The organism is Microbacterium meiriae, assembly GCF_040685015.1.
Classification (GTDB): domain Bacteria; phylum Actinomycetota; class Actinomycetes; order Actinomycetales; family Microbacteriaceae; genus Microbacterium; species Microbacterium meiriae.
This window is the reverse complement of sequence record NZ_JBFBHD010000002.1, coordinates 359,637-372,983: the sequence shown is the minus strand read 5'-3', so window position 1 is coordinate 372,983 and position 13,347 is coordinate 359,637. Positions and strand designations below refer to the sequence as shown.

General features: G+C 69.1%; 16 protein-coding genes. 10 read left to right on the top strand and 6 right to left on the bottom strand.

The window, feature by feature from the left end:
• Positions 1-10: 10 nt before the first annotated feature.
• Positions 11-514, bottom strand: coding sequence for a DUF3145 domain-containing protein (locus AB0N68_RS10295; RefSeq protein ID WP_187661607.1), 504 nt, complete (start codon positions 512-514; stop codon positions 11-13).
• A 261-nt stretch (positions 515-775) separates the two neighbouring features.
• Complete coding sequence (locus AB0N68_RS10290; protein WP_025103622.1) at positions 776-1,549, bottom strand: hypothetical protein; 774 nt, start codon at positions 1,547-1,549, stop codon at positions 776-778.
• A 176-nt stretch (positions 1,550-1,725) separates the two neighbouring features.
• Between AB0N68_RS10290 and AB0N68_RS10285 the strand changes: the two genes are divergently transcribed.
• The 3 genes from AB0N68_RS10285 to AB0N68_RS10275 are packed head-to-tail and all read left to right on the top strand — an operon-like array spanning position 1,726 to position 5,320.
• Positions 1,726-3,729, top strand: a complete 2,004-nt coding sequence (locus tag AB0N68_RS10285; RefSeq protein WP_187661608.1) for a DUF262 domain-containing protein — start codon at positions 1,726-1,728, stop codon at positions 3,727-3,729.
• Positions 3,726-4,982 (top strand): alpha/beta fold hydrolase, encoded by a 1,257-nt coding sequence (locus AB0N68_RS10280; RefSeq protein ID WP_259952285.1) that lies wholly within the window; start codon positions 3,726-3,728, stop codon positions 4,980-4,982. Before AB0N68_RS10285 ends, AB0N68_RS10280 begins: the two co-directional genes overlap by 4 nt.
• A 53-nt stretch (positions 4,983-5,035) precedes the next feature.
• Complete coding sequence (locus AB0N68_RS10275) at positions 5,036-5,320, top strand: hypothetical protein (RefSeq protein ID WP_187661610.1); 285 nt, start codon at positions 5,036-5,038, stop codon at positions 5,318-5,320.
• Positions 5,321-5,385: 65 nt separating this feature from the next.
• Here the strand turns inward: AB0N68_RS10275 and AB0N68_RS10270 are convergent, their stop codons facing one another.
• From AB0N68_RS10270 to glgA, 3 genes are all read right to left on the bottom strand, one after another.
• Positions 5,386-5,640: a type B 50S ribosomal protein L31 gene (locus tag AB0N68_RS10270; protein ID WP_187661611.1), complete on the bottom strand. Its 255-nt coding sequence runs from the start codon at positions 5,638-5,640 to the stop codon at positions 5,386-5,388.
• 211 nt (positions 5,641-5,851) lie between these two features.
• Entirely contained in the window at positions 5,852-6,637 is a 786-nt protein-coding gene (locus AB0N68_RS10265) for an ABC transporter ATP-binding protein (RefSeq protein WP_187661612.1), read from the bottom strand.
• A 17-nt stretch (positions 6,638-6,654) separates the two neighbouring features.
• Positions 6,655-7,839: a glycogen synthase gene (gene glgA / locus AB0N68_RS10260; protein ID WP_187661613.1), complete on the bottom strand. Its 1,185-nt coding sequence runs from the start codon at positions 7,837-7,839 to the stop codon at positions 6,655-6,657.
• A gap of 69 nt (positions 7,840-7,908) precedes the next feature.
• Here glgA and AB0N68_RS10255 point away from each other — a divergent pair, with 69 nt between their 5' ends.
• The 3 genes from AB0N68_RS10255 to AB0N68_RS10245 are packed head-to-tail and all read left to right on the top strand — an operon-like array spanning position 7,909 to position 10,569.
• Positions 7,909-9,150: a glucose-1-phosphate adenylyltransferase gene (locus AB0N68_RS10255; RefSeq protein WP_062634342.1), complete on the top strand. Its 1,242-nt coding sequence runs from the start codon at positions 7,909-7,911 to the stop codon at positions 9,148-9,150.
• A 49-nt stretch (positions 9,151-9,199) separates the two neighbouring features.
• Entirely contained in the window at positions 9,200-9,835 is a 636-nt protein-coding gene (serB, locus tag AB0N68_RS10250) for a phosphoserine phosphatase SerB (protein WP_280564373.1), read from the top strand.
• 38 nt (positions 9,836-9,873) lie between these two features.
• Positions 9,874-10,569, top strand: a complete 696-nt coding sequence (locus AB0N68_RS10245; protein ID WP_187661616.1) for an alpha/beta fold hydrolase — start codon at positions 9,874-9,876, stop codon at positions 10,567-10,569.
• Positions 10,570-10,585: 16 nt separating this feature from the next.
• Here the strand turns inward: AB0N68_RS10245 and AB0N68_RS10240 are convergent, their stop codons facing one another.
• Positions 10,586-11,296 carry a beta-ketoacyl-ACP reductase gene (locus AB0N68_RS10240; RefSeq protein WP_187661617.1) on the bottom strand — a complete coding sequence of 237 codons (711 nt, stop codon included), beginning with the start codon at positions 11,294-11,296 and terminating at the stop codon, positions 10,586-10,588.
• 140 nt (positions 11,297-11,436) lie between these two features.
• Between AB0N68_RS10240 and AB0N68_RS10235 the strand changes: the two genes are divergently transcribed.
• From AB0N68_RS10235 to AB0N68_RS10220, 4 genes are read left to right on the top strand one after another with little or no spacing between them, the layout of a single operon-like run.
• Complete coding sequence (locus tag AB0N68_RS10235; RefSeq protein WP_280564371.1) at positions 11,437-11,937, top strand: DUF4190 domain-containing protein; 501 nt, start codon at positions 11,437-11,439, stop codon at positions 11,935-11,937.
• 52 nt (positions 11,938-11,989) lie between these two features.
• Complete coding sequence (locus AB0N68_RS10230; protein WP_187661618.1) at positions 11,990-12,337, top strand: DUF3099 domain-containing protein; 348 nt, start codon at positions 11,990-11,992, stop codon at positions 12,335-12,337.
• Positions 12,334-12,528 (top strand): hypothetical protein, encoded by a 195-nt coding sequence (locus tag AB0N68_RS10225; protein WP_187661619.1) that lies wholly within the window; start codon positions 12,334-12,336, stop codon positions 12,526-12,528. The genes AB0N68_RS10230 and AB0N68_RS10225 overlap by 4 nt, the downstream gene beginning before the upstream one ends.
• Entirely contained in the window at positions 12,525-13,334 is an 810-nt protein-coding gene (locus AB0N68_RS10220) for an SURF1 family cytochrome oxidase biogenesis protein (protein ID WP_187661620.1), read from the top strand. The genes AB0N68_RS10225 and AB0N68_RS10220 overlap by 4 nt, the downstream gene beginning before the upstream one ends.
• Positions 13,335-13,347: the final 13 nt, after the last annotated feature.

Sequence of the window (13,347 nt, the reverse complement as noted above, 5' to 3'; positions counted from 1 at the left end):
CAGCGGCCGGTCAGCCGACCTTGTGGAGCCAGACGACGCGCGCGTCGTCGCTGGCGTGACGGAAGGGTTCCAGCTCCTCGTCCCAGGCGGAGCCCAGGGCGACGTCGAGCTCGCGCTGCAGCTCGACGGCGTTTCCCGCGGCGATCTCCATCGCGTAGCGGATGCGGTCCTCGCCGATGACGATGTTGCCGGCGGCGTCGGTCTGGGCGTAGTGGATCCCGAGGTCGGGGGTGTGCAGCCACCGACCGCCGTCACTGCGCGGAGTGGGATCCTCGGTCACTTCGAACCGGAGGTGCTCCCAGCCGCGGATCGCGGTCGCGAGGGCAGCGCCGGTGCCGACGGGACCGTCCCAGTAGAACTCGGCGCGGCGGGCGCCGGTCAGCACGGGCTGCTCGGTCCAATCGAAGTTCACCGCACGCCCGATAGCGCGACCCACCGCCCATTCCAGGTGCGGGCAGAGCGCGCGAGGCGCCGAGTGGATGAACACCACTCCGCGTGCGTAAGCCGTCGCCATGATCTCTCCGTTTCATCAGGTGCGTCTTCCCCTACGACCTGAACCACGAAGTGGCGAGAGTATGCGGTTGTGCGCCCATTCTCGCCGAGTTCCCGCGAAATCACAAGCGTGTGATTCGACGACGAAGGCCCCGGTCCGCGGACCGGGGCCTTCGGGCGCTTCGACGAGCTCAGCGACCCACCGTGGGGACGCTCAGCGACCCACCGTGGGGACGCTCAGCGACCCACCGTGGGGACGCTCAGCGACCCACCGTGCGGAGGCTCAGGCCTCGCTCATGGCCTGCTTGACCTGCTGGCCCTTGGCGGCGTAGTAGGCCGCGCGGGCGGCGTCCTTGCGGGCCTGCTCGGCATAGCCGAACTCGAGCACGTCCTGCGGAACCTCGACGTTCGGGACGTCGTCGGTGCCGTGGTACTTCTCGATGTACGCGTCGAGCTCGGGACCGGACGTCCACGAGGTGATGAGGCAGTAGCGCGGGTCGGTGCCGTTGTGCGTGGCCGCGTGCCACAGACGCTGGGTGTCGACGATGAGCTGCGCACCGGCCGGCAGGGCGATGCGGTACTCGATGCTGGGGTCCGTGCGGTTCTCGCGCAGGACGAAGTAGCTGTCCTTGTCGTCGGTCAGGTTGAAGAACCCGCGCACGACCCAGCCGGTGCCGTCCGGGTTCAGACGGTTGTTGTCGTCCTGGTGCAGGTTGTAGAGGCAGTCGCCGTACGGGGTCGGCTGCAGCTCGATGACGCGGCAGCGACCGACGTTCGCGCCCGGCTCCTGCGCGCGACGCGTGAGGTTCGGGGCCTTGGCGGTCTGCTCGTCGATCCAGACGCCGTCCTTGTCGGTGCGCGGCGGCTTGTGGTTCCAGAAGCCGTTGCACTCGATGTCACCGAAGGCGCTGGCGAGGGGCGCGAACCGGGTGTCGCCCGACGACTTCCAGTCGACGTACTCGATGTCGAGCCACTCCTTGGGGTCGGCCTCCTGGTCGTAGCTGTCGAGGACGACGAAGCCCTTCTCCTCCAGCGCTGCGGACTTGATGTATCCCATGATCGAGTCATGTTCCTTTCATCGGGGGCCAGCACGTTTTAACAGGCCCTGATAAGGCAAGGCTAACAGCGGGACCTGGCCCTCCCCCGGAGGGTCACCGTGGATAAGCGAATAGACTGGGCGGGGCACCCGGCGCGTCCGTGGCGCCTGTCGCTACGGGAGGACGAGACACCAGCATGAGCACCGCGACCAACGTCGAGGCGACGGCAGTCAACACGATCGAATGGCTCGCGGCGGGACGCACGACCATCGTCGTCCCCGTCTACCAGCGGCAGTACCGCTGGGACATCGGCGGCTGCGAGCGGCTCCTCTCCGACGTCAGGGCGGTGGCCGCGGAAGACGACGCGCATCGCCACTTCATCGGCTCGATCCTCTCCGCCGAGGACGGCTCCGGCCCGGACGCCGACCTCATCCTCATCGACGGGCAGCAGCGCCTCACCACTCTCATGCTCCTCGTCGCCGCGCTGCATCACTCGGTGCGCGACCGGGACCCGGAGCTCGCCGCCGACCTCGCCCGCGTGCTGGTGCGCACCGACGACCCGGAGCGCACGAAGCTTCGGCCGCACGACGCCTGGGCCGATCTCTACGAGTCGGTCGTGCTCGACCGCCGTGACGACCTCGATCGCGAGTCGCGCTTCGACGACAACTACGCCTTCTTCCGCAGCCAGATCCATGCCGACGAGGTGCCGCTCATCTGGCAGGGGCTGCAGCGACTGGAGCACGTCTCGATCACGCTCGGTGCGCAGGCCAACGCGCAGCAGATCTTCGAGAGCCTGAACTCCACCGGCGAACCGCTGCGGGACCATGAGCTGATCCACAACTACATCCTCATGGGCCTGAACCACGCCGAGCAGATGGACGTGGAGGCGCGGTTCTGGCTACCGATCGAGCAGCACACGGGCGAGGCGATCGGAGCGTTCTGGCGCCACTACCTCGTGCTCGTGACGGGGCGAGAGGTGGCGGCGAACGGGGAGCACGGGGTGTACAGCGCGTTCCGCCAGTCGTTCCCGCGCGTCGACGTCGCGCACCTCCAGGCCGACGCCGAGACCTGGCGGCACTACGCGGAGATCTACGGCCTCCTCCTCGATCCGACGAAGGAACCGGACCCCGAGATCGCGCGTCAGCTGCGGCACGTGAACACGTTCGGACGTTCCTCGTACCCGCTCGTCATGAGCGCGTACAGCGATCATGCACGCGGGCTCATCGACCGGGCCCAGCTCCTCGAGACGCTCGAGTGGCTGCAGGCGATGTTCCTTCGTCGCGCGCTCGTGAACCTTCCCGCCGAGCGGCTCATCGCCCGTCTCTGCCGTGCGCGTCGCGACGGACACGACGCCCTCGCCCGCGCCATCGCGCGCATCACCCCGTCGGACGAACGGGTCAGTGCGGTGCTCAAGTACAGCGAGCTGCCGTATCCGGCCTACGTGCTCGGCCGGCTCGAAGGCGTCGATGACGTGGACGGCTACGACGTCGAGCACATCGTGCCCGCCGTGCCCGGCGACGCCTGGTCCGGCGACGGCGTGCGCCCGTGGAGCGAGTATTCGGAAGACGAGCAGAACAGCCACCGCGCCCTCGCGCCGACCCTCGGCAACCTCACACTGCTGGAGCAGGGGCTCACGGAGCGGGTGTTCGGCGCCTCGTTCCCGGTCAAGCGCGATGAGGCCTATGCACGCAGCGCGGTGCCGGCCACTCGCGCTCTGGCCGCGCAGGAGTCCTGGGGCACGGCGGCCATCACCGCACGCACGGTGGGCCTGACAGCCGACCTCGTCCGCGTGTGGGCACGACCCGCGCTGCCCGAGATCGACGACGACGGACTCACCCCGATCCTCGACGCGGTCCGACGCCGCGGCTGGCCGGCGGGGTGGGAGCGCGAGTTCGACTACGTCGAGTACCGCGGCGAGCGATGGGAGGTCTACGACGTCAAGCATCTGTTCAACCGCGTGTTCCGCCGCGCCTGGACGGACACCACCGAGGCCGCTCTCGCCTACTGCGCGACCCACGGCGGCCCGATCTACCGCGACAAGGCGTGGAAGGGGCACTGGGATGACCTCGACGACACGCACTACCTCTACATGGGCTGGGACTCGAACTACATGATGACGGCCGTCCAGGGGGTCCTCGATGAGTCCGGCATCGCCGCCGAGGTCTTCGTGAAGTACTCCTACATCGGGAATGTGATGTGACCATGACCACTGTCATCCGCCGCCGCCTGCTCGACCTCGCCGTCGAGGAGCACACGCTCACGGTTCCCCTCGTCTGGGGCGACCCGGCAGACACCCGTACGATCGACGTGTTCGCCCGCGTGGTGACACGCGACGGGGGCGAGACGCTCCCCTATCTGGTGTTCCTGCAGGGCGGGCCCGGCTACGAAGCCCCGCGTCCCTTCCACTCCTCCACAGCGCCCGCGTGGCTGGACCAGGCCCTCGCGCACTACCGACTCGTCCTCCTGGACCAGCGCGGCACCGGCCTCTCCTCCCCGGTCGGCGACGGCGACCTCGTGCGGGGCGCCGAAGCCGTCGCCGAGCATCTGACCCACCTGCGCGCCGATGCCATCGTGCGCGACTGCGAGGCGCTGCGGGAGCACCTGGGGGTGCCGACGTGGAGCGTCCTCGGGCAGTCCTTCGGCGGGTTCACGACGCTGGCCTACCTGTCGACCCACGCGGATTCGCTCGACGACGTCTTCATCACCGGAGGCCTCAGCACGGTCGAGCGCGACCCGGACGAGGTCTACGCCCTCTGCTACGACAAGATGCGCACGGCGTCCGAGCGGTACTACCGGCGCTTCCCGGAGCACCGCGACGTCATGCGACGCCTGATCGATCTCGCGGACGCCGGTGAACTCGTCCTCCCCGACGGCGAGGTCGTATCGCGTTCCCGCCTCCGCTCGGTGGGCTCCGCTCTCGGCACCGACGACGGTTGGCAGACGCTCTGGTCCCTCCTCGAGCGCGATCCCTCTTCCAACGCCTTCCGCTACGACCTCCAGCACGCCATGCCCTTCGGCGCACGCAATCCGCTGTACTACGCGTTCCACGAGTCGAGCTACGCGAGCGGACACACGACGCGGTGGTCGGCGGAGCGCGTCGAGCCTGACGACTTCCGCGACGACCCCACGCTGTTCACGGGCGAGCACATCCGTCGCGAGTGGGCGGACACCGTCCCCGGGCTGCAGCCGTGGCGCGAGGTCACGTCGATCCTGGCGGAGCACCCCTGGCCGCGGATCTACGACACCGTCGCTCTCGCCGACTCCGGAGCCACGGGAGCGGCCGCGGTGTACGTGAACGACCTGTACGTGCCGCTGGAGTTCTCGCTGGAGACCGCCCGCCTGCTCCCAGGTGTGACGCCGTGGGTGACGAGTGAGCACGAGCACAACGGCCTGCGGAGCGGTCCTGTGCTGGCGCGCCTGATCGACCTGGCCCACGGACGCCGCGTCCGCTGACATCCGCCGCGCGACGGATACCGTCGACATGGTCGGCGATCTATCCTGGGCGCATGGAGCATCTGCTCGGATGGACCACGATCGCCCTCGTACTCGGTGCGGGGCCGGTGCTCTTCTTCGTCGGCATCCGGCACTCCCTCTCCCGTCGCCCGGTGGAGGAGAAGTACGAGCAGGCCGGATCCGGAGGGCTCGTCGGCGTCTTCGATGCCGTGTGGTCCCCCACGGCGCACGAGGCGGGACAGGAGCGCGACCGGCAGACCCGGCGCACCGCCCCGGCGCCGAGCCCCGGCGACCCGCCGGGCCGCATCCAGCACGGACGCATCGTCATCGACGTGTGAGCCCCCCACCGGGCATGACGAAGGCCCCGTGCTCCGAGGAGCGCGGGGCCTTCGTGAAGCGGTCCTTACTTGGAGCCGCCGAAGCCCTTGAAGCGCTGGTTGAACTTCTCGACGCGACCGGCCGAGTCCATGATGCGCTGCTTGCCCGTGTAGAAGGGGTGCGAGGCCGAGGAGATCTCGACGTCGATCACCGGGTACTCCACGCCGTCCAGCTCGATCGTCTTGTCGCTCGTGACGGTGGAGCGGGTGAGGAAGGTCTCGCCCGAACCCAGGTCGCGGAACACGACAGCCTTGTACTCGGGGTGAATGTCAGTCTTCATGGGATTCCTTTGTTGCTGCCCTGGATTGTGCCAGGGACGAGGGAAGTCTGTGGTACGAACGCACCAAGGATCGATTCTACCAGTACTTCGACGAGCTCAGTAACCCATCGGAACCGAGCTCAGTAACCCATAGGAACCGAGCTCAGTAACCCATAGGAACCGAGCTCAGTAACCCATACGGGCCGAGCTCAGTAACCCATCGGAACCGAGCTCAGGAGGCGGCGCGGGCGGAGTAGCGTCCGTCCTCGCTGCTGAGCGCGATCGGCATGCCGAAGGTCTCGCCGAGGGCATCGGCGGTGAGCGTCTCGGCGATCGGGCCCGCCGCCACCACGGCCCCGTCGCGGATCAGCAGCACGTGCGTGAACCCGACCGGGATCTCCTCGACGTGATGGGTCACCATGAGCATCGCGGGCGTCGTCGGAGCGGAGGCGTAGCCGCCCAGCAGCGCCAGCAGCTCCTCACGCGACCCGAGATCGAGCGAGGCCGTCGGCTCGTCGAGCAGCAGCAGCTCGGGGTCGGTCATGACCGCGCGGGCGATCTGCACGCGCTTCTGCTCGCCGTCGCTCAGCGTGCCGAACGTGCGGTCGGCGAGGTGCGCGAGACGCCAGTCCCCCAGCACCCGCAGTGCGCGCCGCTCATCGATGTCCTCGTAGCTCTCGTTCCAGCGGCCGAGCACGGAGTACGCCGCCGTGAGGACCGTGTTGAGAACCGTCTCGTCGCGCGGGATGCGCTTGGCCATGGCCGTCGAGGCGAACCCGATCCGGGGTCGGATCTCGAAGACGTCCGCGCGTCCGAGCGTCTCGCCGAGGACGGTGACGGTGCCAGAGGTGGGATGCATCAAGGTGTCGGCGAGCTGCAGCAGGGTCGTCTTGCCCGCCCCGTTCGGCCCGAGGATCACCCATCGCTGATCGTCCGAGACCTGCCAGGTCACGTGATCGATGATGTTGCGCCCCTCTCGGCGCACGACGACGTCGGTGAACTCCAGAGCGATCGGCATACCGAAAGCCTATCGGCTCAGGCGGACAGCTCTGCGTAGAGCGCGCGGGTCTCGTCGGCGATCGCACCCCAGCTGAACTGCGCGCGGGCACGCTCCCGACCGGCCTCCCCGTACTCCTGAGCCCGCGCCGGATCCGAGGTGACCTCGGTCAGGACCGCCGCGAGATCGGCGACGAAGCGGTCGGGATCGGTGGGTGTGCCCGTGCCGTCCTGTACCTGCTCGATCGGGACCAGCCGGCCCGTCACGCCGTCGTCGACGACCTCCGGGATTCCGCCGGTCGCGGTCCCCACGACGGCCGCTCCACAGGCCATCGCCTCGAGGTTCACGATCCCGAGGGGCTCGTAGACGGACGGGCAGACGAACGTGGTCGCCGCGGCCAGGATCGCCGACAGCTCATCGCGCGGCAGCATCCGCTCGATCCACACCACACCCTCGCGGGTCTGCTGCAGCAGCCGCACCCCCTCCTGCACCTCCGCCATGATCTCCGGGGTGTCCGGCGCTCCGGCGCACAGGATCAGCTGGACCTCCGGAGGCAGCAACCGCGCTGCCTGCAGGAGGTACGGCAGCCCCTTCTGCCGCGTGATGCGGCCGACGAAGACCACCGAGGGACGGTCAGGGTCCATGCCGATCGAGGAGAGGAAGGCGGGGTCGTGCACAGGACGCCACCGCTCCACGTCGATGCCGTTGTGGATCACGCGGACCCGTGCGGGGTCGACCTGCGGGTAGCTGCGCAGGATGTCGGCGCGCATGCCGGCGCTCACCGCGATCACCGCGGCGGCGTTCTCGTAGGCGAGCTTCTCGATCCCGCTCGACACGGCATAGCCGCCACCGAGCTGTTCGGCCTTCCACGGCCGGAGCGGCTCGAGGCTGTGCGCCGTGAGCACGTGCGGGATGCCGTGGAGCTGGGAGGCGAGATGGCCGGCGAAGTTGGCGTACCAGGTGTGGCTGTGCACGACGTCGGCGCCCGCGATGGCCGACACGATCTCCAGGTCCGTGCCGAGGGTCTGCAGAGCCGGGTTGGCGGCGGCGAGGCTCTCCGGGGCGCGGTAGGCGAAGGTGCCGTCCTCATCGCGCGGCGCGCCGAAGGCGCGCACCGTCACGTCGATGTCACGACGCAGCGCGGAGACGAGCTCGGCGACGTGTACACCCGCGCCTCCGTAGATCTCCGGCGGATACTCCTTGGTGATCATCTCGACTCGCATGCCTAGACGCTATCGAGCGGGTTGTCCAGATGCTAGTTCCCCGCGCCGAACCGCATCTATGGTGGAGCCATGTCCGCTCCAAAGAAGGTCTTCGGGATCATCCTCGCCGGCGGCGAGGGCAAGCGACTCATGCCGCTGACGGCCGACCGCGCGAAACCTGCCGTCCCGTTCGGCGGGCAGTACCGCCTGATCGACTTCGCCATCTCGAACCTCATCAACTCCGGGCTGAGACAGATCGTCGTGCTGACCCAGTACAAGTCGCACAGTCTCGACCGGCACATCTCGCAGACGTGGCGGATGTCGGCCCTCCTCGACTCCTACGTCGCGTCCGTCCCCGCCCAGCAGCGCCTCGGCAAGCGGTGGTTCTCCGGCTCCGCCGACGCGATCCTGCAGAGCATGAACCTCATCAACGACGAGAAGCCGGACATCGTCGTCGTCATCGGCGCCGACCACGTCTATCGGATGGACTTCCGTCAGATGCTCGAGGCGCACATCGAGTCCGGCGCGAAGGCGACGGTGGCGGGCATCCGCCAGCCCCTCGCCCTGGCGTCGCAGTTCGGGGTCATCGACGCCGACCCGGAGTCCGGGCGCATCCGGCAGTTCCTGGAGAAGCCGACCGACGCCACGGGTCTTGCGGACTCCCCGCACGAAGTCCTGGCCTCCATGGGCAACTACATCTTCGACACGGACGCCCTCATCGCGGCGGTCGAGGCGGATGGAGAGCTGCCGACGTCGAGCCACGACATGGGTGGCGACATCGTCCCGTACTTCGTCGACCGCGGCGAGGCCGGCTACTACGACATGAAGCAGAACGAGGTCCCTGGCTCGTCGCCACGCGACCGCTCCTACTGGCGCGACGTGGGAACGATCGACTCGTTCTTCGACGCGCACCGGGACCTGATCTCGACCCTCCCGATCTTCAACCTCTACAACATGGAGTGGCCGATCCACTCGCAGGCGGTCAACTCCCCGCCGGCGAAGTTCGTCCGCGACTCCGTGGGACGGATCGGGAACGCGATCGACTCGATCGTGTCGCTGGGGTCGGTGCTCTCCGGCACGCACCTCGAGCGCAGCGTCGTGGGCCCGTGGACGCTCGCCGGCGGCGGGTCGACCATCACGGACTCCGTGGTGTTCGATCACGTCCACGTCGGCCAGGGCGCACGCGTGCATCGGGCGATCCTCGACAAGAACGTCGTCCTCGCCGACGGGGCGACGGTCGGGGTCGACCGCGAACGGGACCTCGCCCGCGGGTTCACGGTCACGGAATCGGGGATCACGGTCGTCGGCAAGGGCGTGTTCATCGAGCGCTGAGGCGTCGAGCGGTGCCGAGCCCCGGACTCCGGTCGCTAGGCTCGATGGCGTGACCACCGCGCGATTCCTCGTCGTCCTCGATGCCGATTCCACGCTCATCCGGAACGAGGTGATCGAGCTCCTCGCGGAGGAAGCGGGTCGCCGCGCCGAGGTGCAGGCGGCCACCGAAGCCGCGATGCGCGGTGAGATCGACTTCGCGACCAGTCTCCGCTCCCGAGTGGCGGCTCTCGCGGGCGTACCCGTCGAGGCGTTCGCCCGGGTCCGCGCCCGCGTCGAGCCCACCCCCGGTGTCCGCGAGCTCACCGCCGCCGTCCACGCCCGAGGCGGGGTGGTCGGCGTGGTCTCGGGCGGGTTCCACGAGATCCTCGACGACGTCGCGCCGGGGCTCGGTGTCGACCGCTGGCGTGCCAACCGTCTGTCCGTGGCCGACGGTGCACTGACGGGCGAGGTGGACGGCGACATCGTCGACGGGGCGGCCAAGGCCTTCTGGCTGCGCACCTGGGCGGAGGAGATCGGCGTGGCACGGCACGCGACCATCGCGATCGGCGATGGCGCCAACGACCTCCCGATGATGGCGGTCGCCGGCCTGGGGCTCGCGTTCAACGCCAAGCCCGCCGTCCGGGAATCGGCGAGCCTGGTCATCGGCCCTGTCGACCTCGGAACGGTCATCCCTCTGCTCCCCTGACCCTCGACGATGTCCGTGGCCGGGTCTACCGTCGGGTCATGGACATCATCCTCATCCCCGGTCTCTGGCTCGACGCATCGAGCTGGGACGACGTCGTGCCCGCTCTCGAGAAGGCGGGACACCGCGCGCACCCACTGACCTTGCCCGGACTCGACGCCACCGCGGAGGCGGCAGCAGGCATCGGGATCGATGACTGGGTGGCGTTCGCGGTCGCCGCCGTGGACGCCACGGAGGGCGACGTCGTGGTCGTCGGACACAGTGGCGGAGGCAATGTCGCCTGGGGCGTCGCCGACGCACGCCCGGACCGCGTGGCACGGGTCGTCTTCGTCGACACCGTCCCGCCGCCCCCGGGCTCCGGCATCAGCGAGTTCCCGGTGCAGGACGGCGTCGTCGCCTTCCCCGGCTGGGGCTTCTTCCCCGACGAGGACGTGCATGACCTGGACGACGAGACCAGGGCGCGGACGAGCCTCCTCACACACAGCATCCCCGCTCGGGTCCCGACTGACGAACTCGCGCTGCGCAACCCCGCTCGGCATGGGATCCCGGTCTCCCTGCTGATGGGAGGACTGGACCAGACGTCGTTCGACGAGGTGATCAGCCAGTGGGGCCCGTACGCGACGGAGTACCGGGCGATCGACGATGCCGAGGTCGTCCGGATCGGGTCCGGACACTGGCCGCAGTTCTCCGCGCCGGAACGTCTCGGCGAGCTCCTCGTGCGTGCGATCGACCGCTGACCGCGAGGGCCCGGGGTCAGTGCCCCATGCCGAGACCGCCGTCGACCGGGATGACAGCGCCGGAGATGTAGCCGGCGTCGTCGCTCGCCAGCCAGGTCACGACGCCCGCGACCTCGTCCGGCGTCGCGAACCGGCCGGCAGGGATGTTCGCCTTGTACTGCTTCTGCGTCTCCTCGGGGAGCTCTGCGGTCATGTCGGTCTCGATGAACCCGGGCGCCACGACGTTGGCCGTGATTCCGCGTCCGCCGAGCTCGCGCGTGAGGGATCGGGCGAAGCCGACGAGCGCGCTCTTCGAAGCGGCATAGTTCGTCTGCCCCGCGGAGCCATAGAGGCCCACGACGCTGGAGATGAGGATCACCCGTCCGAACCGCGCGCGCAGCATGCCCTTCGAGGCACGCTTGACGACCCGGAACGTGCCGCCGAGGTTGGTCGCGATGACGCTGTCGAAGTCATCCTCGCTCATGCGCATGAGCAGGGTGTCCTTGGTGATGCCGGCGTTGGCGACGACGATCTCCACCGGGCCGAGCTGCTGCTCCACCTCGGTGAAAGCCGCGTCGAGTGCGGCGGCGTCCGTGACATCCGCGCGCACCGTGAGGGTGCCCTCCGGCCCCTCTCCGCTCCGGGCGGTGACCGCCACCCGGTATCCCTCCCTCACGAAGCGCTCGGCGATGGCGCGGCCGATGCCGCGGTTGCCTCCGGTGACGAGGACGACGCGCTCCGCGCTCATGGGACACTCCTGGGTCTGAGGTCGAGGCTCGGGATTCCGAGCCGTCATCGATCCTAGCGACGTTGCCGTGCCGGGTTCACGAGGGCCGTTTGACAGACGCAGACCGTCCTGGAAGCCTGAGGGCGACGAAAGGCAGCAGCGTGAGCGATCCCCGTATCCCCGGTCCGTCGGGTGAGCCGCCGGCCATCCCGCCGGCTCCCGGCTCCTCCCCTGCGTATCCGGGATTCCCGCCGGCACCGCCGACCAACGTCGCACCGCAGCAGTACTCGCCACCTCAGCAGTACTCGGCCCCGCAGCAGTACTCGGCCCCGCAGCAGTTCACCACCCCGCAGCCGTACGGGGCGCCGCCCGCACGGCCGTCCAGCGGGCTCGCGATCACCTCGCTCGTCTGCGGCATCGCCGGTGTCGTGCTGTTCTGGGCGATCGTGCCGATGCTCGCCTCAATCGCGGCCGTGATCACCGGCCACATGGCACTGGGGCAGATCCGGCGCACTCCCGGTCTCGGCGGACGCGGCATGGCGATCGCCGGACTCATCCTCGGCTACCTGATGATCGGCGTGCTCGTCTTCACGATCGTCTCGACGCTCATCAGCCTCGTGGTGTTCGGCGCCTTCACGCTGCCCTTCGTCTTCGCGAACTGAGGCTCCTCGCGGGCATGCCGATGTCGCTGCGGCGGCGTAGGCTGGAACCATCGTGAAGAACGCACGTCGAGTACCGGCCGTCACCTCACTGCCGCAGTCCCCGCGGGATGAGGGTGACCACCGTGTGCGTCGATACGCCCTGACGATGACGATCCGCATCGTGTGCTTCGGGTTGATGTTCTTCGTGCAGCCGTTCGGCTGGTGGACATGGGTGTTCGCGCTCGCCGCCGCGGTCCTGCCTTACATCGCCGTGGTCTTCGCCAACGCCGGCAGCGACAGCACGGAGACGGCAGCCGAGTCGCCGATGCGCGAGATCGACGCACCGGCGCCCGCTCCGGCGCCCGCTCCGGAGATCGCCCCTGACGTCATCACCATCCGCGAAGGCCGCACGGACCGATGAGCGAACTCATCTGCTCGCGCGCCGGATGCCGGAGCGCGGCCACGAGGCAGGTCGTCTGGCGCAATCCGCGCATCCACACCGCCGACCGCGAGAAGATCTGGCTGGCGTGCGATGAGCACGTCGACTTCCTCCATGACTACCTGGCCGCGCGGGACTTCCCGGTGACGGTGCGAGACGGGGTGCCCTCATGAGCAACCGCCTGACCCGCTGGGGTGTGTACGTCCTCATCGCCATCGGCTTCGCGATCGCGTGCGTCTTCCTGTCGAACTGGCAGTTCGAGCGGAACGAGTCCCGGGCCGAGCAGATCGCGCTCGTGGAGCAGAACTACGATGCGCCCGCCGTCCCGCTCGCGGACGTCGTCGCCGAGGACGACCTCGACCCCGCAGACGAATGGCGGCCGGTCACCCTGCAGGGCGAGTACCTCGCCGACGAGCAGCTCCTGGTTCGCAACCGCCCGCACGGAGGCACGAGTGCGTTCGAGGTTCTGGTCCCCTTCCGGGACGCGGACGGCCGTGTGCTCATCGTCGACCGCGGCTGGGTGCCCCCGGGCGAGGGCGAGCTCCCGGACACGGTTCCCTCTCCGCCTTCTGGTGAGGTCACGGTGACCGTCCGGCTCCGCCCGGGCGAGCCGCTTCCCGCATCCGGGCGAGGGGCTCCGGAGGGCCAGGTGCCCACCATCCACCTCCCCTCCATCGGGGACCTCGTCGGAGACGACGTCATCACCGGCGCCTACGGGCGCCTGGTCGAGGAGCAGCCCGCCGCGGATGCGGCGCTGGGCGGTTTCGAGTCCCCGACCGACGACCCGGGGCCGCACCTGTCCTATGCGATCCAGTGGATCCTGTTCGCCATCATGGGCTTCATCTTCATCGGGTACATCATCCGGACCGAGATCGTGAAGCACCGCGAAGACGTCGAGGGGAAACCGGCACCGGTGAAGGTCACGAAGCGGCGCGACCGCGACGCGGACGTCGAGGACGAACTTCTCGACGCCCGCTGACCTCGCCTGCGTT

What these genes read in the sequence shown, in the direction of transcription:
- AB0N68_RS10295 (WP_187661607.1), bottom strand. Translation starts at nt 514, where the DNA reads ATGGCGACGGCTTACGCACGCGGAGTGGTGTTCATCCACTCGGCGCCT.
- AB0N68_RS10290 (WP_025103622.1), bottom strand. Translation starts at nt 1,549, where the DNA reads ATGGGATACATCAAGTCCGCAGCGCTGGAGGAGAAGGGCTTCGTCGTC.
- AB0N68_RS10285 (WP_187661608.1), top strand. Translation starts at nt 1,726, where the DNA reads ATGAGCACCGCGACCAACGTCGAGGCGACGGCAGTCAACACGATCGAA.
- AB0N68_RS10275 (WP_187661610.1), top strand. Translation starts at nt 5,036, where the DNA reads ATGGAGCATCTGCTCGGATGGACCACGATCGCCCTCGTACTCGGTGCG.
- AB0N68_RS10270 (WP_187661611.1), bottom strand. Translation starts at nt 5,640, where the DNA reads ATGAAGACTGACATTCACCCCGAGTACAAGGCTGTCGTGTTCCGCGAC.
- AB0N68_RS10265 (WP_187661612.1), bottom strand. Translation starts at nt 6,637, where the DNA reads ATGCCGATCGCTCTGGAGTTCACCGACGTCGTCGTGCGCCGAGAGGGG.
- glgA (WP_187661613.1), bottom strand. Translation starts at nt 7,839, where the DNA reads ATGCGAGTCGAGATGATCACCAAGGAGTATCCGCCGGAGATCTACGGA.
- AB0N68_RS10255 (WP_062634342.1), top strand. Translation starts at nt 7,909, where the DNA reads ATGTCCGCTCCAAAGAAGGTCTTCGGGATCATCCTCGCCGGCGGCGAG.
- AB0N68_RS10245 (WP_187661616.1), top strand. Translation starts at nt 9,874, where the DNA reads ATGGACATCATCCTCATCCCCGGTCTCTGGCTCGACGCATCGAGCTGG.
- AB0N68_RS10240 (WP_187661617.1), bottom strand. Translation starts at nt 11,296, where the DNA reads ATGAGCGCGGAGCGCGTCGTCCTCGTCACCGGAGGCAACCGCGGCATC.
- AB0N68_RS10225 (WP_187661619.1), top strand. Translation starts at nt 12,334, where the DNA reads ATGAGCGAACTCATCTGCTCGCGCGCCGGATGCCGGAGCGCGGCCACG.
- AB0N68_RS10220 (WP_187661620.1), top strand. Translation starts at nt 12,525, where the DNA reads ATGAGCAACCGCCTGACCCGCTGGGGTGTGTACGTCCTCATCGCCATC.